This is a genomic window from Micromonospora echinofusca, from assembly GCF_900091445.1.
In the GTDB taxonomy this organism is placed as follows: domain Bacteria; phylum Actinomycetota; class Actinomycetes; order Mycobacteriales; family Micromonosporaceae; genus Micromonospora; species Micromonospora echinofusca.
In genome coordinates this window covers 3,278,345-3,296,948 of sequence record NZ_LT607733.1, presented here as the reverse complement: position 1 = coordinate 3,296,948, position 18,604 = coordinate 3,278,345, and the positions used below count along the sequence as shown (strand labels likewise).

Sequence of the window (18,604 nt, the reverse complement as noted above, 5' to 3'; positions counted from 1 at the left end):
GGCCCGTGGTGACCGGTTCGTGGGCGGCGCGCTCAGTCGCCCCACCGGTCGCCGAAGCCGTGGCCGAGCTGGCGGGACAGCTCGGCGGCGGTACGGCAGGCGGCGTCGGTCAGCTCCCGGGTGCGGGTGTCGTCCAGGCGGAAGATCGGCCCGGAGATGCTGATCGCGGCGGTCACCCGGTCGCGCCGGTCGCGTACGGGGGCGGCCACCACCCGCAGCCCGTGCTCGCTCTCCTGGTCGTTCAGCGCCCAGCCCTGCCGCCGCACGGTGGCCATGTGCGCCACGAAGGTGTCCAGGTCGGTGATGGTGTTGCTGGTCATCGCCGTGAACGGCACGGTGGCGAGCAGGGCGCGCAGGGCGTCGTCGTCGTGGTCGACGAGCAGTGCCTTGCCGGCCGCGCTGCACCACAGGGGGATGCGCCGGCCGAGGCGGGAGACGAGCTGCACGTTGCGGGTGCCCTGCACGACGTAGAGCGAGATGGCGTCGGAGCCCTCCAGGACGGCGAGGTTGACGCTCTCGCCCTCCCGCTCGGCGAGCTGGTGCAGCAGGGGCCGGGCCAGCGCGTGCAGGTCGATCCCGGCGAGGAAGCGGGCGCCCAGCTCGAAGACCGCGACGCCGAGGCGGTAGGTGCCGTTCTCCTCGTTGCGTTGCAGGAAGCCGGCGTCGGCCAGCGCGCGGAACAGCCGGCTGGCCGTGGACTTGTGCAGGCCCAGTTCGCGGCTGACATCGCTGACCTTGCGCTCGACGGCGTCACCCCGGAAGGCCAGCAGGACGCCCAGGGCGCGGTCCAGCGCCTGGGTGCCCGACTCGCGGGGGGCGACGCCCTCGTCGGGCGTCGGGTCAGTGGCGTACGACATCTTGCTTCCCTGCCTTTCCGGCTGCTAGGTTTCATAATATAACTCTAGGACCACATGATGGTCCAATGCACGGTGGTCCACTCGCCCCGACCAGTCCAGGTCCCCTCCGGCGGAAGACACGGACCGACACCGGAATCAGTGAGGCATCCGCATGACCGTGAATCCGATCGACCTGGAAGTCGTCACCGAGAGTCTCATCTCGATCGTCCGCGAGATGCGGCAGACGATCTTCCGTACCGCGCACTCGCCGGTGATCGCCGACGCCCAGGACTTCTCCTGCGCACTCTTCGACCCCTCCGGGCAGATGGTCGCCCAGGGCCGGGACATGCCGGGACACGTCATCGCCATGCCGGCCTCGGTGGCCGAGATCTTCGCCGACTTCGCCGCCGAGATGCGCCCCGGAGACCTCTACATCGTCAACGACCCGTACCGGGGCGGCAGCCACCTCAACGACGTCACCCTGATCAGCCCGGTCTTCGTCGACGGGCAGATGTTCCTCTTCCCCTGCGTCCGGATGCACTGGGCCGACATCGGCGGCATGACCCCCGGCAGCGTCTCCGGCCAGGCCACCGAGATCCTCCAGGAAGGGCTGCGGATCCCGCCGATCAGGCTGATCGAGGCCGGCCGACCCAACCGGGCCGCCTTCGACATCCTCTTCGCCAACGTCCGGATGGCCGAGGAACGCCGCGGCGACCTCGAGTCCAGCATCGCCGCCTGCCACACGGCGCAGCGCCGGCTGCGGGAACTCGTCGACCGCTGGGGCACCGGGCTGATCCTCGACTGCGTCGCCGCCAACATGGACCGCACCGAGCAGCGGCTGCGCGACATGATCCGGTCGCTGCCCGACGGCACCTACCGCTACGAGGACTACCTCGACCTCTACACCGACGGCGACTACGACGCCGCGATCGTGCGCTGCCGGCTGATCGTCGACGGCGACGAGATCGAAGCCGACTTCCGAGGCTCCTCCACCCAGGTCGCCGCCGTGGTCAACTCGTCGCGGGCGATGACCGTCGCCGGGGTGTTCATCGCGGTCAAGTCCGCCCTCGACCCCGGCGGCCTGGTCAACCACGGCGCGTTCCGGCCCCTGCGGGTGCTCACCGAACCCGGCACGGTGGTGCACGTCGCCTACCCGGCCCCCGCCAACGCCCACAGCGAGGTCCGCAAGCGGGTCATCTCCGCGGTGATGGCGGCGCTGAGCCAGGTGGCGCCCGACCTCATCGCCGCCGACCAGTTCGGCACCACCTTCCAGAACCTCATCGGCGGCGTCGACGAGCACACCGGTCAGCCCTACCTCTACTACGACTACCCGGCCGGCGGCAACGGCGGATTCCTCGAATCCGACGGCCCCAGCGCGATGAACCCGGTCGACCTCGGCGACATCTCCACCATCCAGTCCGTCGAACGGCTGGAGACCGAGATCCCCATCCTCGTCGAGGCCTGCGAACTGCGCGCCGGCTCCTGCGGAGACGGTACCCACCGGGGTGGCCTCGGCAGCCGACGGGAGACCCGGCTGCTGGCCAGCGGCGGGTCGTACTCGGTGCAGACCGACCGCACCACCGTCCCCCCGTACGGGCTGCGCCACGGCGGCCCCGGCGCGCCGACGGTCACCCACCTGCGCCGCGCCGACGGCCGACGGGTCGACTTCGACACCCCCGGCAAGATCGCCGGCTTCCCCATGCGGGCCGGGGACGTGCTCGTGATGGAGTCCGCCGGGGGCGGCGGCTGGGGCGACCCCCTGGACCGGGCGCCCGACGCCGTCGCCGAGGACGTCCGCCAGGACTACCTGACCGGCGACGAGGCCCGCCAGCGCTACGGCGTGGTCCTCGACGACGCCGGCGGGGCCGACCGCGCCGCCACCGCCGAGCTGCGCCAGCGGCTGCGCGCCGAGCGGAACTGGCTGCGCCTGGCCACCACCGAGCGGCCCGCCTACACCGGGCGGCGCGGCCAGCGCCGGCTCGCGTACGTCGCACCCGGCAGCGGCCTGGCCGAGGAGAGCCTCGTCGAGCTGCACGGCGTACACCCGGCGCCCCTGCGGGCCTGGCTGCGCCACGACGCCGCCCTCGCCGCCGACGAGATAGCCCTCGACGACGACGGGATGCGGATCCTCGGCGCCACCGCCGAGCACCGCGCGTACGTGCGGGTCCTCGCGGGGGAGGGACGGTCGTGAGCCGCGTCTTCCGGGTGCCGGTGGCGACGACCACCCCCCGCGCCGGTCGCGGCACCGGCGCCGGCAGCGCCCCGGCCCCGCAGGCCGCGCCCGCCCGGGCCGGCATCGTCGCCGGCTGCCTCAGCCCGCACCCGCCGCACCTGATCTACGCGGAGAACCCGCCGCAGAACGAACCCCGCTCCACCGGCGGCTGGGAGACGCTGCGCTGGGCCTACGAGCGGCTGCGCAAGCGCATCCAGGAGGTGCACCGCCCCGACGTGCTGATCGTGCACGCGCCGCACTGGATCACGATGGTCGGCCACCACGTCAACTGCGCACCGAACCCGCGCGGCATCTCCGTGGAGCCGATCTTCCCGCACCTCTTCCGCTACCGCTACGACTTCCGCACCGACGTCGAACTCGGCGAGGCCATCGTCGAGGAGGCCAGCGACCTCGGCCTGGTCGCCCGCGCGATGCGCGACCCCCGCGTACGCGTCGACTACGCCACCATCGGCGCCCTGCACCTGGCCAACCCCGCCTGGGACATCCCCGTGGTCTCCCTGTCGGCGAACAACAACCCGTACTTCTACTCCGACGCGTCCCTGGAGGAGATGGAGGTGCTCGGCGAGGCCACCCGCCGTGCCGTCGAGGCCACCGGCCGCCGCGCCGTGCTGCTCGCCTCCAACTCCCTGTCGCACCTGCACTGGCACGAGGAGCCGGAGCTGCCGGAGGACATGGAACGCGAACACCCGTACAACAACCACCAGTACCGGTGGGACATGAAGCTGCTCGAAGCGATCCGCCGGGGGCCGACCGCCCCGCTGCGGGAACTCATCACCGAACACATCGAGGCCACCGCGTCGGAGACGAAGGCCGGCAGCCTCACCTGGCTGCTCGCCGCGATGGGCTGGCCCAAGGTCGCCGGAGACGTGCTCGGCTACGGCACGATCATCGGCACCGGAAACGCCGTCGTCGAGTGGCTGCCCGAGGGGAGCCCCCATGGCTGACCGGACCGGAATCGTCGCCGGGGCGCTCCTGCCCGGCATGCCCCACCTGCTCGCGAAGGAACCCGCACCGAGCTGGAAGGCGCTGGCCACGGCCGCACGTGACGTGGGCGAGCGCCTGCGCCGGCTGGAGCCCGACGTCGTCCTGCTGCTGTCCACCCAGTGGTTCACCGTCCTCGGCCACCAGTTCCAGTGCGACCCCAACCCGCGCGGCGAACACGTCGACGAGAACTGGTACGCCTACGACTACGGGGAGCTCCGCTACGACCTGCGCTTCGACGTGGAGTTCAGCGAGCGGTGGGCCGACCGGGTGCAGGCCGACGGCAAGCAGGCGCGCCGCACCCGCTACGAGGGCTTCCCCATCGACACCGGCACCATCGTCACCTCGGCGCTGCTCGACCCGGAGCGCAAGCTGCGCTGGGCGCAGGTCTCCTGCAACCTGTACGCCGACGCCGACACCCTCGCCGATGTCGGCCGGGCCGGTGCCGCCGCCGCCCGCGACGCCGGCGTACGCGCCGCCGTCGTCGTGGTCAGCGGCCTGTCCTCCGGGCTGATCCAACAGTGGATCGAACCCGCCCAGGACCACATCGGCGCGCCCGCGCACGAGCAGTGGAACACCCGCGTACTCGACCTGCTCACCGCCGGCAAGGTCGACGAGGCGCTCGCGATCCGCGAGGACTACGCCCGGCAGGCGCAGGCGGACAGCCAGTTCCGGGCCCTCGCGTTCGCCGCCGGGACCGGCGCCGCGAGCGGCCCCGCGCAACTGCACGCGTACGGCCCGATCTGGGGCACCGGCGCCGCCGTCCTGTCCTGGAACCTGCCCGAGCGTCCCTGACCGAAGCCGACCCGCAACCAGAGCAAGGAGCAGACATGCGAAACGTGGCCGTGGGCTTCGTCGAAGCCGAGGGTTTCACCCCGATCTTCGACGCCGTCGACGCGATGGTGAAGGCCACCGAGGTCGAGGTGACCAAGGTCGTACGCCTCGGCGGCGGCATCGTCGCGGTCGCCGTGCGCGGCGACCTCGCCACCGTCGAGGAGGCGGTGGACATCGGCGAGGAGACCGCCCGTACGCGCAGCCGCTCGGTGCGCTCGATCGTCTTCGCCAGCCCCTGCGACGCGGTGAGCGCGCTGGCCGCCGAGCCTGACCTCGTCGGCAACTGACAACCGGGTAAGGAGAATCAGACATGTCCTCCGACATCGCGATCGGAATCGTCGAGACCCGCGGCCTGGTGGCCCTCTCGGCGGGGATCGAAGCCATGATCAAGACCGCCGACGTCCGGTGCGTGGCCGTGGAGCGGGTCACCAGCGGCTACCTCGCGGTCGCCGTCCGGGGCACCCTCGCCGCCGTACGCCAGGCCGTCTCCGCCGGGGAGGCCGCCATCCGCGCCCACGGCGAGCTGCGCAGCTCCCAGGTCTACCCCAAGCCCCACCCGACCACGGCGGCCCTGCTGGACGCGCCCGAACCGGCCCGCATCCGCGAGGTCATCGCCGGCCTGCGGGGAGAAACCGATGGTGCTCGGTGAGGTCGTCGGCAAGGTGTGGGCCGACCGCATCCTGCCGGCGTTGCAGGGCAGGCGGCTCGTCCTGGTCCGCCCGCGCGGCGACGGGCCCGACCTGGTCGCCGTCGACCCCCTGAACGTCGGCGTCGGCACCACCGTCCTGGTCGTCACCGACGAGGCCGCGGCGGCCGTGACCGGCCAACCCACCGTGGACGCCGCCGTGGTCGCGCTCGTCGCCGAGCCCGGCAGCGAGCGGCCCGAGCCCACCACCTGAACCGGAAGGGACACCTGACCATGCCCGAGTCATCCTGGCCGGTGAGTCTGCGCGACGGCCGCCCCGGTGCCGACCCGCCGACCCTGCGCAACTTCGTCGGTGGTGAGTTCGTCGGGGGTGGGCGGCGGTTCGTCAAGCGCAGTCCGGTGACGGGTGAGCCGGTGTTCGAGGTGGTGGAGGCGGATCGGGGGTGTGTGGACGATGCGGTCGCGGCGGCGCGGGGGGCGTTGCGGGGGCCGTGGGGTCGGATGGGGGAGCGGGAACGTGCGGAGGTGTTGCGTCGGGTCGCCGAGGAGTTGGAGCGTCGTTTCGATGATCTGGTGACCGCTGAGGTGGCGGATACGGGTAAGTCGATTTCGCAGGCGCGGACGTTGGATGTTCCGCGTGGTGCGGCGAATTTCCGGGCGTTTGCGGAGATTGTGGCGACGGCGTCGACGGAGTCGTTCACGACGGTGACGCCGTCGGGTGGGCGGGCGTTGAACTATGCGGTGCGTAAGCCGGTGGGTGTGGTGGCGGTGGTCGTGCCGTGGAATCTGCCGTTGCTGTTGCTGACGTGGAAGGTCGCTCCGGCGTTGGCGTGTGGCAATGCGGTGGTGGTGAAGCCGAGTGAGGAGACGCCGGCGTCGGCGACGTTGTTGGCGGAGGTGATGGCGGCTGCCGGTGTGCCGGAGGGTGTGTTCAATCTGGTGCACGGTTTTGGCCCGGATTCGGCGGGTGAGTTCCTGACCCGGCATCCGGGGGTGGACGCGATTACGTTCACGGGTGAGTCGTCGACGGGCAGCACGATTATGCGGGCGGCGGCTGATGGGGTGCGGCCGGTGTCGTTCGAGTTGGGTGGCAAGAACGCGGGGCTGGTGTTTGCCGACGCGGATCTGGACGTGGCGGTGGCCGGTTCGGTGCGCTCCAGCTTCACCAACGGCGGTCAAGTCTGCCTCTGCACGGAGCGGATTTATGTGCAGCGGCCGGTGTTCGAGGAGTTCACGGCGCGGCTTGCGCGGGAGGCCGGCGGGTTGCGGTTCGGGTGGCCTGCGGATGAGGCGACGGTGAACATGCCGTTGATTTCGCGTCAGCATCGGGACAAGGTGCTGGGCTATTACGACCTGGCTCGGGGTGAGGGTGCGCAGGTGTTGGCCGGGGGTGGGGTGCCGGCGTTTGGTGATGCGCGTGATGGTGGTGCGTATGTGCAGCCGACGGTGTTGACGGGGTTGGGGGCGGGTGCGCGGACGAATACGGAGGAGGTCTTCGGGCCGGTGGTGCATGTGGCGCCGTTCGATGATGAGGAGGAGGCGTTCGCGTTGGCCAACGGCACGGAGTATGGGTTGGCGGCGGCGGTGTGGACGCGGGATGTGGGTCGGGCGCACCGGGCCGGTATGCGGTTGGATGCGGGGATCGTGTGGGTGAACACGTGGTTCTTGCGGGATCTGCGGACGCCGTTTGGTGGGGTGAAGGCGTCGGGTATCGGGCGTGAGGGTGGCGTGCACTCCCTGGATTTCTATTCCGAGCTGACCAACGTCTGCGTGGACCTGACATGACCGCCATCGAGTTGGCGGCCGGCGAGCTGCGCCAGGCACGGGAGTCCGGCACGCCGTGCCCGCCGCTGCGCGGGCGGCTCCTGCCGGAGGGCGACGTCGAGACGGCGTATCAGGTGCAGCAGTTCCAGGTCCGGGGGTGGCTGGACGCCGGCCATCGGCGGGTGGGTGCGAAGGTCGGGTTGACGTCGCGGGCGGTGCAGGAGAGCTTCGGTGTGTTCGAGCCGGACTTCGGTGTGCTGCTGGACGACATGGCGGTGCCCGACGGCGCGGAGGTCGACCTCGACCGGTTGTTGCAGCCTCGGGTGGAGGCGGAGGTGGCCTTCGTGCTGGGTGCGGATCTGCCGGATGAGCGGATTACCGGCGTGGATGTGATTCGGGCGGTGGATCACGTGTTGCCGGCGATCGAGATCGTGGATTCGCGGGTGGCGGGTTGGGACATCTCGATCGTGGACACGGTGGCGGACAACGCCTCCAGCGGTCTGTTCGTGCTCGGTACCGCGCCGCGTCGGCTGGCGGATGTGGACCTGCGGTTGTGCGGGATGGTCCTGGAGCGGGCTGGTGAGCCGGTGTCGGTGGGGGCGGGCGCGGCGTGCCTGGGTAACCCGTTGCACGCGGTGCAGTGGCTGGCGCAGACGATGGCCCGCTCCGGTGATCCGCTGCGCGTCGGTGACGTGGTGCTGTCCGGGGCGCTCGGCCCGATGGTGTCGGTAACGGCGGGCGCGGCGTACGAGGCGCGGATCTCGGGTCTGGGTTCGGTGCGCGTCTGTTTCTCGGGGGCGGCGTCGTGAGTGCGCGGCGTGGGTTAGCGACCGTTGCGGTCTTCGGTGAGGGGGATGTGGCATGAGCGTCGGTGTGGCGGTGATCGGGTCGGGCAACATCGGTACCGATCTGATGATCAAGGTGCTGCGGTTGAGTGACAGCCTGCGGATGGTGGCGATGGTGGGCATCGACCCCGAGTCCGACGGGTTGGCGCGGGCGCGCCGGTTGGGTGTGGCGACCACCGCCGATGGTGTCGACGGCCTCGTCGCGATGCCGGAGTTCGCGGAGGTGGAGTTGGTGTTCGATGCCACGTCGGCGGGTGCGCATCGGCGCAACGACGCGGTGTTGGCGGCGCATGGTCGGCTGGTGGTGGATTTGACGCCGGCGGCGGTCGGTCCGTATGTGGTGCCGCCGGTGAACCTGGACGAGCATCTGGGCGAGCGCAACGTGAACATGGTGACGTGTGGTGGGCAGGCGACGGTGCCGATCGTCGCCGCCGTGGGTCGGGTGACGCCGGTGGTGTACGGGGAGATCGTGGCGTCGATCGCGTCGCGGTCGGCGGGGCCGGGTACGCGGGCGAACATCGACGAGTTCACCGAGACCACGGCGCGGGCGATCGAGGTCGTCGGTGGCGCGCAGCGGGGTAAGGCGATCATCGTGTTGAACCCGGCGGATCCGCCGCTGTTGATGCGCGACACGGTGTACTGCCTGTGTGAGGACGCCGACGCGGATCGGGCGGCGATCGCCGGGTCGGTGGCGGCGATGGTGGCGGCGGTGCAGGAGTACGTGCCCGGATACCGGCTCAAGCAGGACGTGCAGTTCGACCGTGTCGACACCTTTGTGCCGTCGTTGGGTCGGCATCTGCGCGGGTTGCAGGTGTCGGTGTTCCTGGAGGTCTCCGGCGCGGGCCATTATCTGCCGGCGTACGCGGGGAACCTGGACATCATGACGTCGGCGGCGCTGCGCACGGCGGAGCGGCTGGTCGGGCTGCGATCGGCAGCGACCGGCAATGACAGCGCGGGCCGCGACGGCGCTGATGGCGACAGCGCGGGCCATGACGGCGCTGGTGGCGATGGCGTGGGTCGGGACGTCGTGGAGGTGACCCGGTGACTGATCTGTACATCCAGGACGTGACGTTGCGCGACGGCATGCACGCCGTGGCGCACCGCTACACGGTGGAGCAGGTCCGCACCATCGCCGCTGCGCTCGACGCGGCGGGGGTGGCCGCGATCGAGGTCGCCCACGGTGACGGGCTGGCCGGCTCCAGCGTGAACTACGGCCATGGTGCGGCCAGCGACGCCGACTGGATCGCGGCGGCGGCCGAGGTCATGACGAACGCGAAGCTGACGACTCTGCTGCTGCCGGGGATCGGCACGATCGCGGATCTGAAGGCGGCGAAGGCGCTCGGGGTGACGAGTGTGCGCATCGCGACGCATTGCACGGAGGCCGATATTTCGGCGCAGCACATCGCGTGGGCGCGGGAGAACGGCATGGACGTCTCCGGGTTCCTGATGATGTCGCACATGAACGATCCCGCCGGGTTGGCGGGGCAGGCGAAGTTGATGGAGTCGTACGGGGCGCACTGCGTCTACGTCACCGACTCCGGAGGCCGGTTGGTGATGTCGGATGTGGCGCAGCGGGTGGATGCGTACCGGCAGGTGTTGGAGCCGAGCACGCAGATCGGTATCCATGCCCACCACAACCTGTCCCTCGGCGTCGCCAACAGCGTCGTCGCCGTCGAACACGGCCGCATCCTCGGCGATGCTGCGGCCGGGGCGCAGGCGCCGCACGGGCGCACGGTGCGGGTGGACGCCTCCCTGGCCGGGCAGGGTGCCGGGGCGGGTAACGCGCCGTTGGAGGTGTTCGTGGCGGTCGCGGAGTTGCACGGCTGGGAGCACGGTTGTGACGTGTTCGCCCTGATGGATGCCGCCGACGACATCGTGCGGCCGTTGCAGGACCGGCCCGTGCAGGTCGACCGCGAAACCCTCTCCCTCGGCTATGCCGGGGTGTATTCGAGTTTCCTGCGCCACGCCGAGCGGGCCTCGGACAAGTACGGGGTGGACGTGCGCTCGATCCTGGTCGAGCTGGGCCGCCGCCGCATGGTCGGCGGGCAGGAGGACATGATCGTGGACGTGGCACTGGACCTCGCCGGCAAGGAGACCTCATGATCGGCCCGGACACCGCCGGTATCGCCGAACGCCTCGGCGTGGCGGCCGACACCGCCACCGCCATCGCACAGTTGGCCGCCGAGACCGGCTTGGACGTGGATGCGGCGTACGCGGTGCAGACCGCGTTGATCCAGCGTCGCCTCGACCGGGGCGAGCGTGTGGTCGGGTTGAAGATGGGCCTGACCAGCAAGGCGAAGATGGCGCAGGTCGGCGTGGACGAGGTCATCTGGGGCCGCCTGACCGACACCATGCGCATCCCCGACGGCGGCACCCTCGACCCCACCGCGTTCATCCACCCCCGCGTCGAGCCCGAAGTGGCGTTCCTGCTCGACCGCCTCCCCGAACCCGGCGAGCCGGTCGGGGACTTCACCGACGCGGTCCGGGCAGTCGCACCCGCGATCGAGGTCATCGACTCCCGCTACGCGAACTTCAGCTTCTCCCTGCCGGACGTGATCGCGGACAACACCTCCGCCGCCGCCTTCGTCATCGGCGCCTGGTCGCCGGTCCCCGACGGCCTGGACAACCTGGGTGTGCTGCTGGAGATCGACGGACGCGTCGCGCAGGTCGGCTCGACCGCCGCGATCCTCGGCGACCCCCGCCGCGCACTCGACGAAGGCATCCGCCTCGCCGGCCGCCACGGCGTACGCCTACGCGAAGGCTGGGTGTTCCTCGCCGGCGCCGCCACCGCCGCCGTCCCCCTGAAACCCGGCGCCCACGTCCGCGCCGTCGTCGAACACCTCGGCACCACCACCCTGCGAGCAGCAGCATGACCACGCAGGCGCACGTCGTCGCCGGCAAAGCCACACCACGTGGCGCGTTCCCCCACGTCAAGGTCGCCGGCGGCTTCGTCTTCGTCTCCGGCACCTCCAGCCGCCGCCCGGACAACACCTTCGCCGGCGTGCAGGTCGACGAGTACGGCACCACCAACCTCGACATCCGCGCACAGACCCGAGCCGTCATCGACAACATCCGAGACCTGCTACGGACGGTCGGCGCGGACCTGAGCGACCTCGTGCAGGTCACCACCTACCTCGTCAACATGAACGACTTCGGCGGCTACAACCAGGTCTGGGCCGAATACTTCGACGCCACCGGCCCCACCCGCACCACCGTCGCCGTACACCAACTACCCCACCCGCACCTGTTGATCGAGATCCAGGCGGTAGCCGTACTACCCTGACCTGCCGGTGAGCAGGGACTCTGGCGGGACTGCGGGCACGTCATCATCGAGTCGGGCGAGCAGAGTGCTCACCTCGGTGTGCAGGCGGCGCAGTTCCGCGGCCGTCGGCGCCAGCTCGTAGCAGTGGTGGTGGGCGGCGGCCGACAGGGTCGCCCAGGCGAACGCGACGCGGCGGGCGACGGCGACGCCGGGACCGAGCCGGCCGCGCAGCATCAGCTGCTTCGCCCGGCCCTGCCGGCACCCGGCCACCGCCGGCCGGGTCCGCCGCCAGTAGGCGTCGATGCCACCCTCGAGGGCGAGCCGGATCAGGCAGGCGCACGCCCGAGGCCACCAACCGCCGGCGACGGCGGCCCCGCCGAACGCGCCGGCACCACGCAGCAGCTCCTCGGCCGCCGCCAGGCAGCGCCGCGGTTCCGGGGTGGCCACCGCGGCAGCTCCATCCGTGCGGCGCTGTGGCGTCGGCGCGGTCACCGCAGCGCCTCCGTCAGCAGGCGGGCGTCCGCGACCAGGCCCGGCAGGTCCGCCAGGTACGACCCGTGCACGCCCTCCCGACACGCCTTGTACGCGGCCACCGCCCGCGCCCCGTACCGGCGACTGAGGCAGCCGATCACGTCCCCGCCCCGTTCGGCGTCGTCGAACAGGGCCAACGCGAGCGTGGTGGTCAGCCGCCGGGAGGCGTCCACGATGGCCGCCTCGATGTCGTCGTGCGGAACGCCGCGTGCCACCCGCTGCCGCCACACCATGCGGTGGCAGGCCGCCTCCACCGCCGAGCGGCACAGCTCCGCCACCACAGGCCCGCGTACCTCGGCGGCGAGCTCCTCGTTGCGCGCCAGCGCGTACGCGTCGTCGAGGTAGCGCGTCACCGGATCGGAGGCGGGCCGCAGCGTCACCACGGACCGCTCCGCGCGGGTCACCTCGACGATCCGGGCCCCGCCCACCTCCAGGCGGCGCACCGCGTCCGGCAGCCGGGTGTCGTGGGTGAAGACCACCACCTGCCGCTGCTCGGCCAGCGCGGCGAGCACCCGGGCCAGGCCGTCCACCTTGGCCGGGTCCATGCTCTGCACCGGATCGTCGACGACGATGAACCGGAACGGGCTCTCGGGCGCGCACCCGCGCGGCAGGAACGTCGCCAACCCGAGCGCGTGCATCTCGCCCTGGCTCATCACCCCGAGCGCGGTGCCGTTGTCGGCGCCGTCCACGCTGACCGGGAACGCCACCCGCCGCCGCGTGTTCGTCCCCTCCAGGGTCATCGCGCCCAGCTCGACGTTGCTCTCCTGCCGCAGCTGCGCCCAGATCCGCTGCGAGTGCTCCGCGAACGGCGCCACCCGCTCGTTGCGCAGCCGCGCGGCGGTGGACTTCAACCAGGCCCGCGCCGCCTTCACCCGGGCCAACGTCGCCTCCCGCTCGGGCAGCCGCGTCGCGGCGTCGACCCAGCCGCGCAGCTCGGCCGCCGCCCGCCGCCACCCGGTGTCCCGCTGCCGCAGGACCCCTTCGGCGTACGCGCGGGCCGCCCCCGCCGCGGCCACGACAGCCGGATACCGCGCGTCCAGGTGCGCCGCCAGTTCGGCCGGCTCCGCGGGTACGCGCCGCAGCGCCGCCACCGCCGTGCGCAGCCCGTCCAGCGGCGCCTCCACCCCACTGCGCGGCCCGTCCAGCGGCGCCTCCGCCACGTCACGCGGCTCGCCCAGCGGCGAATCCGTCGGGTCGACCTCCGGCACGGCGATGTCGTCGATCAGGTGGTGCGCCTGCCGCAGCAGAGCGGTCAGCCGCGCCGCCGCCGACCGGGCGGCGAGACTGCGGTCCCGTAGCTGCGCCAGCGACGCGCCGGCGGCGCTGCGCCAGTCCCCGTCGAGGCTGCCGGTGGCGCAGACCGGGCACGGGCCGTCGCCGACGTCCTCGTGGTGCTCGATGGCGAGGCTGAGCAGTTCCGCGCTGCGCAGCGCCGCCAGATTCCGCCCGCCGTCGTGCCGCTGCACCTCGGCGGACGCCTCACGCAGCTGTTCCGCCAGCCGCGCCACCTCCGCCACGGCCGGCACGCGCAGCTCGACCAGTCGCCGGCACAGCAGCAGGGGCCCGTCTGCGGCGACCTCCTCCGGTTCGTCGAGGATCGCGCCCAGCGCCGCTAGGTCGACGGTGCCGCGTCCCTTCAGCAGTACGGCCGCCCGGCGGGCCCGGTCGTCGGCGACGCCGGTCAGCTCCTCGGCGAGCGCGGCGCGCCGGGCGCGTACCCCCTTGATGGCCGCGTCGACGGGCCGGGCGGCGGCCATCAGCCGCTGGTCGGCGTCGGTGATCGCCTCCAGGCCGAGGATCGCGGAGATCGCGTCGAAGAGCTGGCTCTGCGTGCCGGCGGTGAGTCGGCCCAGCTCGGCGGCGGTGAGGAACGGCCGGTACAGCTCCAGCGGGCGGGCCAGCCCCAGCTCCGCCAGGCTCGCGTGCCGACCGTGCGCGCTGGTGACGGTGACCTCCGCGTCGGCGAGCGTCGCGCCGAGCGGCCACGACCGGGTCACCGTCACCGGCTTCACGACCCCGTCGACGTGGAGCTGCGCCACGATCCAGCACGGGTCGGGGGAGTGCAGATTGCGCCAGCCCGTACGCCAGACGCTGTTGCGCTCCGCCCAGCGGGCGCTGTCGCCGGTCAGCGCCAGCTCGACGGCCTCGGCGAAGCTCGACTTGCCGGAGCCGTTGCGCCCGACCACGAGGGTGAGGCCCGGGCCGGGGTCGAGCTGGAGGGTGCGTTCCGGTCCGACGCCCCGGAACCCGGCGACGGTGACCGAGGAGAGCCAGATCCGCCCCGCCAGCGCCTCGTCGGTCGGGACGGCCAGGTCCAGGCTGGTCGTCCCGCCGTCGAGCGCGGCGGTCAGGTCGTCCTGGCCACTCAGCGCGGCGAGCACCAGCTCGGCGGTGTGGTCGGGCACGTCATCGGCGGCGAGCCGCTCGAAGATCAGCTCGACCAGGGGCTCGGTGCGGCGGGCGGGAAGGGCCGGCGTCGTGGGGGAGGGCTGGCGGGGGATGGGCATCGGTCGTCTCCAGGCGCGTGCTCCCTGCGGGCCGACGCGGGTGCCGGCCCGCTGCGGGGGGAGCGGGGGAAGTGGTGTGCAGGCGGTAGGTGGCCGGGGTGCTGGTCTGCGGAAGGATCAGCCGGGGCCGACCCAGGACGTGATCGACGAGCCCGTGGACAGAATGGCGGTGGGCTGGGCAGCGGAAACCACGATCATCTCCCGGGGTGAGAAGTCAGCGGTGTGGTCAGCTGGCGACGGTGGTGTGCCAGTCGCGGAGGAACGCGTCGACCAGGGCGTGCGCGCGGGGGCGTACGTCGAAGGGCTCGCCGAGCCGACGGCGGGCCATGTGGGACAGGCCGTCGGCGGCCTCGTTGAGGGCGTGGCCACTGTGCCCCTTCACGTGTGCGAAGGACAGATCCGGCCGCCGGCCCACCAGTTCGGCGAGCCGGACCAGGGTCGGCTGAGCCGACGAACTGCGCGGGCGCAGGCTGTAGCCGGCCGGCATCACGTCGCCCTCGCCGGCCTGCCAGCGGTGCAAGTACCGCAGGGCGGCCAGACTGTCCAGCAGCACGGTCAGGCCGGCCGGTGCCTCGTCGTACGCGGACAGCAGGAAGTCGACCGCCCGCAGCTCGTTGATCAGCACGCGAGACGGGCCCGTCGGATCGAGCCGGTCGGTGCCCCGGCTGCGCAGGCCCCAGTGGCCGTCGCTGACGACGTACCCGATGCCGCCGCCGCGTCCCTTCCAGCTCGCGTCGGTCGCGGCGACGAGCGGCGCGGACGTCCCCGCCCAGCGACCGACCCGACCGCGACCGTGCTGCTGGTCCGGCTGCGACCGGCAGGTCGACCCGTGCCGGCCGGCCTGCTGCTCCGCCGTGTCGAGGAGCTGCCGGGCCGAGGCGAGCTCGTCGTAGTGGGCGGCGGTGAGGGCCAGCCGCACGGCATCGCCGATGCGCTGACAGTCCTCGCAGCGGGTGACGCGGGCATAGGCGCGTAGCGCGACGGCGCGCTCGTGCAGGGGAGTGGGGAGCAGGTCCAGGGCGCGCAGGAACTCATCGGGACGCACGACGCCTCCCTAGAACTCGGAAACGTCGGTGACGACGGCGGTCAGTTTGTCGCCGGAACGCTTCGTGCTGGCCATCTCCTCCTGCTGTACCGATGCGGAGTCGCCCGACACCTCGAAGGTGTTGATGACCGGATCCTCGGCGCCCTTGACCTGGTACGTCACCTCGTACGTCTTGGACGGGTCCAGGCTGACATCGCCGATGTACGTCACGTCGATTCGGTAGGTGATGTTGCAACCGGCGCTGCCGAAGCACTGCTTCCTCAGGACCTTGACCTTGAGCTTGAAGTCGTTCTTCGTCGGAGTGCCGTAGGTGGGAGCGGGCGGTGCGGTCGTGGCGGGCGCGGTGGTTGGGGCGGCGGTGGTCGGGGCGGACGTGGCGGGGTGCGCCTGCGGTGCGGCGGAGGTGGCGGTCTTGCCGTCGCCCGGCTCCTCACCGCTGGTCGTGGCCAGCAGCGCGCGGCAGCCACCGAAGCAGAGCAGCAGGACCAGCACGGCGACGCCGGCGATGATCCATCGGACCTGGGGCTTCTTCCGCGGGGTCGGCTGCAGGCCGGCGGTGTCCGTCGTCTCGGGGTGGGTCTGGGGCACGGGCTGCGGTTCCGGCTGGGCCTTGGGCTCGGTCATGGTCTCTCCTCGTCGAGGGCGGTGGTGGGTCGGCTGCGTCAGCGGGATGCTGTGGAGCTGATGTCGTGGACGGATCAGGCGGACGGGATGCCGACGACCTCGACCTCGACACCGTCGTTCCGCAGCGTCTTCATCGCCTGATAGAGCGCGACCTGGGCGAAGGTGAAGAGCGAGTCGACGGTGACCGCCTGGCCGGCGTCGAGCGCGATGGCGTAGACGACCTTGGTGGGGCGGAAGTCCGGGCTCAGATCACGCCCGTTCGGCTGTCGCCGCACGACGTCGAGGAACCTGGCGCGCGCGTCGTCCTGATAGCGCAGCGCCTCGTAGGAGACGATGCCCTGAGCGAAGAGGTGGCTCAGCGGGGCGCTGCTCTTCGCACGCTTGACGTGAATTAGTTCGCCGGATGGGCCGAGCAGGTCGCACGCCTCGATGCCGCGCCGGTGTTGGGCCGTCCGGAGCAGTTTCTTGTCCAGCAGCACCAGCCTCGGGTCACGGTGGGCTGCGGCCCGGTTGTAGGCGTCCTCGTCCTTGAGGTCCCTGGTCCAGGGCGGCAACGCGACGTCGGAGGGACGGGCCAGGATCTCGGTGATCTCCCGGCGCAGGAAGTCTCGGTGCCGGTCGCCGATCTCATACCAGTCGCCCTCGTGGAGCAGCAGGTGACTGGTGCCGACGGCCACCTCTGCCGTGATCCAGTGGGCAGCCCGGGTCCTCACCATCGCCTCGGCGCCGCGAGCGTCGGCGTAGAGCGTGACGCTTCCGTTGCGCAGTCCGTTCCACCGGTCGCCGTCCAGCGCGCCGTTGGTGTGGGCGAGGATGGCAGGCAGGTCCAGCTCGTCGGTCAAGGTCGGGGCCAGGCCGGACTTCGGAACCTGGATCAGGTACGACGCGGCGTGTTCGATGTCGCTGATCAGGTTGCCGGGCACCGCCACGCCGAGGGCAGGCGGATCGACGAGCGCCAACCGCTCGTCCAGGGCGCCGATGAGGTCCGGCATGCGCGCGTCCGATGGCGGCACCGGTCGGATCTGCGTGATGAACTCCAGGTCGGCCAGGGGCGACTCCTCCTGGCAGACTCGCTCGATCTCCCGCAGGTCCGCGAGGAGCCCGGCGGGCTCGACACAGACGTGGATGTGCAGGGCGTCGCCACCGTCGATCCGGGCGGGCTTGCCGCTGCGCCGGCAGACGGTCAGCCGCGGATTGTCCGTGTAGCCGCAAACCTGCCCGACGATCTCGCCCCACTTGTCGATGCCGTACTTCCAGATGGGCTGGCCGGTGGGGACGAAGCTGCGGTCGACCCGCCCGCTGGCACCTACGACCCGCCGGCGGACCTGCCGGATGTCGCTCGGCACCAGCGCCCGTACGGCGAACGACACGCCGAACGTCCGGTCGATCACCTCCTGCTCGACCATGTGGCGACCGAGGGTCCCGTAGGTCAGCGCGTACGCACGGTCGTCGACGGCCAGCAGTAGTGCCCCGCCACCGCTGCTGTAGCCGAGTTCGACTTCCCCGCCGGTCAGTCGGGCGAGGATGTCGCACCACTCGGCACGCAGGCGGGGCACCGTGCCGTGCACCAGCAGCGCGGGTGCACCGGCGACCTGTCCCGGCGATGGCTCGAAGCCGTTCTCGGTCAGGTAGCGAACGTTGAGTGCCTCCTGCAGGCCCTCAGGTTTGGCGGGAACTCGAAGGCGATAGATGGTGGTGGGGTAGGTACCGGGCGGGGCGGGTGGGTCAGGGGCGTCGAACAGGGTGGGCTGCTCCGGGCCGGGCCGACGGCGGTCCTTTCGACCTGCGGGGCGGGTGATGGAGCCGGATGAGATCCGGCCCGTCGCACTGCGCATCTCAATCTCCTCGCGTAGAGACCTGTGTTTGCAGTTGGCGGGGATGCGTGGTGCGCCGAGGGCGGGCTTCGCGGGGCCTGCCCCCGGCGCGAGGAGTCAGCTCAGGGCGACGGTGACGCCGCCGGAGAACGGCGAGTCGTGCAGCTCGAGCTTGGTGAGCTTGACGTTCTTCGGGATGTCGAAGACCACGACACCGGTGACCTGGTTGCCGGGGTTGATGTCGTTGAGGAACGTCTCGGCGTTCTTGTTGGCGTAGATGGCGGCGCCGGTGTCGGCGGAGTACTCGGTGCCGTCGGCCGCGTACGCCTTCTGGCTGCTGCCGTCGAACATCTGCGACTCCTTGCCGACGTTCTTGACGTTGATCGTGACCAGGCAGAACTGGCCCTGCGCCTTCTCGCCGAGCACGCTGTCGCCGACCTTGGCGACGCCGCACTTGGACGACTTCACCGTGAACTCGAACTTCCCGTCCCGGGCCGGCTGGCCGATCTTGCCGGTCTTCGCCGCCTTCTCCTCGACCTTGGCGGCGCTGTCGCCACCCGAGCTGCTGGTCTCGTCGGTGGAGCCGGCGCCGCAGCCGAGCGCGATGAGGGCGGTGGCGGCCAGGGCGAGGGTCGTGGTCTTGCGCATCGAGGTCCTCCTGATGTGTGAACGGTGGCGGCGT

Annotated in this window: 18 protein-coding genes and 1 pseudogene; 12 read left to right on the top strand and 7 right to left on the bottom strand. The window is 71.6% G+C overall.

What is annotated here, in order from left to right:
* Positions 1–32: 32 nt before the first annotated feature.
* Entirely contained in the window at positions 33–857 is an 825-nt protein-coding gene (locus GA0070610_RS14465; RefSeq protein WP_089000522.1) for an IclR family transcriptional regulator, read from the bottom strand.
* A gap of 151 nt (positions 858–1,008) precedes the next feature.
* Between GA0070610_RS14465 and GA0070610_RS14460 the strand changes: the two genes are divergently transcribed.
* The 12 genes and pseudogenes from GA0070610_RS14460 (at position 1,009) to GA0070610_RS14405 (ending at position 11,422) form a co-directional block, all read left to right on the top strand.
* Positions 1,009–3,027 carry a hydantoinase B/oxoprolinase family protein gene (locus GA0070610_RS14460; RefSeq protein ID WP_089000521.1) on the top strand — a complete coding sequence of 673 codons (2,019 nt, stop codon included), beginning with the start codon at positions 1,009–1,011 and terminating at the stop codon, positions 3,025–3,027.
* Positions 3,024–4,013, top strand: a complete 990-nt coding sequence (locus GA0070610_RS14455) for a DODA-type extradiol aromatic ring-opening family dioxygenase (RefSeq protein ID WP_089000520.1) — start codon at positions 3,024–3,026, stop codon at positions 4,011–4,013. The genes GA0070610_RS14460 and GA0070610_RS14455 overlap by 4 nt, the downstream gene beginning before the upstream one ends.
* Positions 4,006–4,845: a DODA-type extradiol aromatic ring-opening family dioxygenase gene (locus tag GA0070610_RS14450; protein WP_089000519.1), complete on the top strand. Its 840-nt coding sequence runs from the start codon at positions 4,006–4,008 to the stop codon at positions 4,843–4,845. Before GA0070610_RS14455 ends, GA0070610_RS14450 begins: the two co-directional genes overlap by 8 nt.
* Positions 4,846–4,880: 35 nt before the next feature.
* Positions 4,881–5,171: a BMC domain-containing protein gene (locus GA0070610_RS14445; protein WP_089000518.1), complete on the top strand. Its 291-nt coding sequence runs from the start codon at positions 4,881–4,883 to the stop codon at positions 5,169–5,171.
* A gap of 23 nt (positions 5,172–5,194) precedes the next feature.
* Entirely contained in the window at positions 5,195–5,533 is a 339-nt protein-coding gene (locus GA0070610_RS14440; RefSeq protein WP_089000517.1) for a BMC domain-containing protein, read from the top strand.
* Positions 5,520–5,783, top strand: a complete 264-nt coding sequence (locus tag GA0070610_RS14435; RefSeq protein ID WP_089000516.1) for a EutN/CcmL family microcompartment protein — start codon at positions 5,520–5,522, stop codon at positions 5,781–5,783. Before GA0070610_RS14440 ends, GA0070610_RS14435 begins: the two co-directional genes overlap by 14 nt.
* 20 nt (positions 5,784–5,803) lie before the next feature.
* The gene (locus GA0070610_RS14430) at positions 5,804–7,315 is read left to right on the top strand and encodes a 2-hydroxymuconic semialdehyde dehydrogenase (RefSeq protein ID WP_231926121.1); all 1,512 of its coding nucleotides are present in this window, start codon (positions 5,804–5,806) and stop codon (positions 7,313–7,315) included.
* Positions 7,312–8,103 (top strand): 2-keto-4-pentenoate hydratase, encoded by a 792-nt coding sequence (locus GA0070610_RS14425; protein WP_089000515.1) that lies wholly within the window; start codon positions 7,312–7,314, stop codon positions 8,101–8,103. The genes GA0070610_RS14430 and GA0070610_RS14425 overlap by 4 nt, the downstream gene beginning before the upstream one ends.
* Positions 8,104–8,155: 52 nt before the next feature.
* A pseudogene (locus GA0070610_RS14420) lies at positions 8,156–9,070 on the top strand (acetaldehyde dehydrogenase (acetylating)); the annotation flags it as partial.
* Positions 9,071–9,180: 110 nt separating this feature from the next.
* Positions 9,181–10,242 (top strand): 4-hydroxy-2-oxovalerate aldolase, encoded by a 1,062-nt coding sequence (gene dmpG, locus GA0070610_RS14415; RefSeq protein WP_089000514.1) that lies wholly within the window; start codon positions 9,181–9,183, stop codon positions 10,240–10,242.
* Entirely contained in the window at positions 10,239–11,012 is a 774-nt protein-coding gene (locus GA0070610_RS14410; protein ID WP_088998795.1) for a 2-keto-4-pentenoate hydratase, read from the top strand. Before dmpG ends, GA0070610_RS14410 begins: the two co-directional genes overlap by 4 nt.
* On the top strand, positions 11,009–11,422 hold the full coding sequence (locus GA0070610_RS14405; protein ID WP_089000513.1) for a RidA family protein: 414 nt from the start codon (positions 11,009–11,011) through the stop codon (positions 11,420–11,422). Before GA0070610_RS14410 ends, GA0070610_RS14405 begins: the two co-directional genes overlap by 4 nt.
* Here the strand turns inward: GA0070610_RS14405 and GA0070610_RS14400 are convergent.
* The 6 genes from GA0070610_RS14400 to GA0070610_RS14375 form a co-directional block, all read right to left on the bottom strand.
* The gene (locus tag GA0070610_RS14400) at positions 11,414–11,848 is read right to left on the bottom strand and encodes a hypothetical protein (protein ID WP_089000512.1); all 435 of its coding nucleotides are present in this window, start codon (positions 11,846–11,848) and stop codon (positions 11,414–11,416) included. The genes GA0070610_RS14405 and GA0070610_RS14400 overlap by 9 nt on opposite strands.
* Before the next feature lie 41 nt (positions 11,849–11,889).
* The gene (locus GA0070610_RS14395; RefSeq protein WP_089000511.1) at positions 11,890–14,439 is read right to left on the bottom strand and encodes an AAA family ATPase; all 2,550 of its coding nucleotides are present in this window, start codon (positions 14,437–14,439) and stop codon (positions 11,890–11,892) included.
* 226 nt (positions 14,440–14,665) lie between these two features.
* The gene (locus tag GA0070610_RS14390; RefSeq protein WP_089000510.1) at positions 14,666–15,484 is read right to left on the bottom strand and encodes a ribonuclease HI; all 819 of its coding nucleotides are present in this window, start codon (positions 15,482–15,484) and stop codon (positions 14,666–14,668) included.
* Positions 15,485–15,493: 9 nt separating this feature from the next.
* A complete protein-coding gene (locus GA0070610_RS30540) occupies positions 15,494–16,108 on the bottom strand; it encodes a hypothetical protein (protein ID WP_157747155.1) in 615 nt (204 codons plus the stop codon).
* A gap of 74 nt (positions 16,109–16,182) precedes the next feature.
* The gene (locus GA0070610_RS14380) at positions 16,183–17,943 is read right to left on the bottom strand and encodes a DUF6119 family protein (protein WP_089000508.1); all 1,761 of its coding nucleotides are present in this window, start codon (positions 17,941–17,943) and stop codon (positions 16,183–16,185) included.
* Between the two features lie 96 nt (positions 17,944–18,039).
* A complete protein-coding gene (locus GA0070610_RS14375) occupies positions 18,040–18,570 on the bottom strand; it encodes a DUF4352 domain-containing protein (protein WP_089000507.1) in 531 nt (176 codons plus the stop codon).
* Positions 18,571–18,604 lie beyond the last annotated feature (34 nt).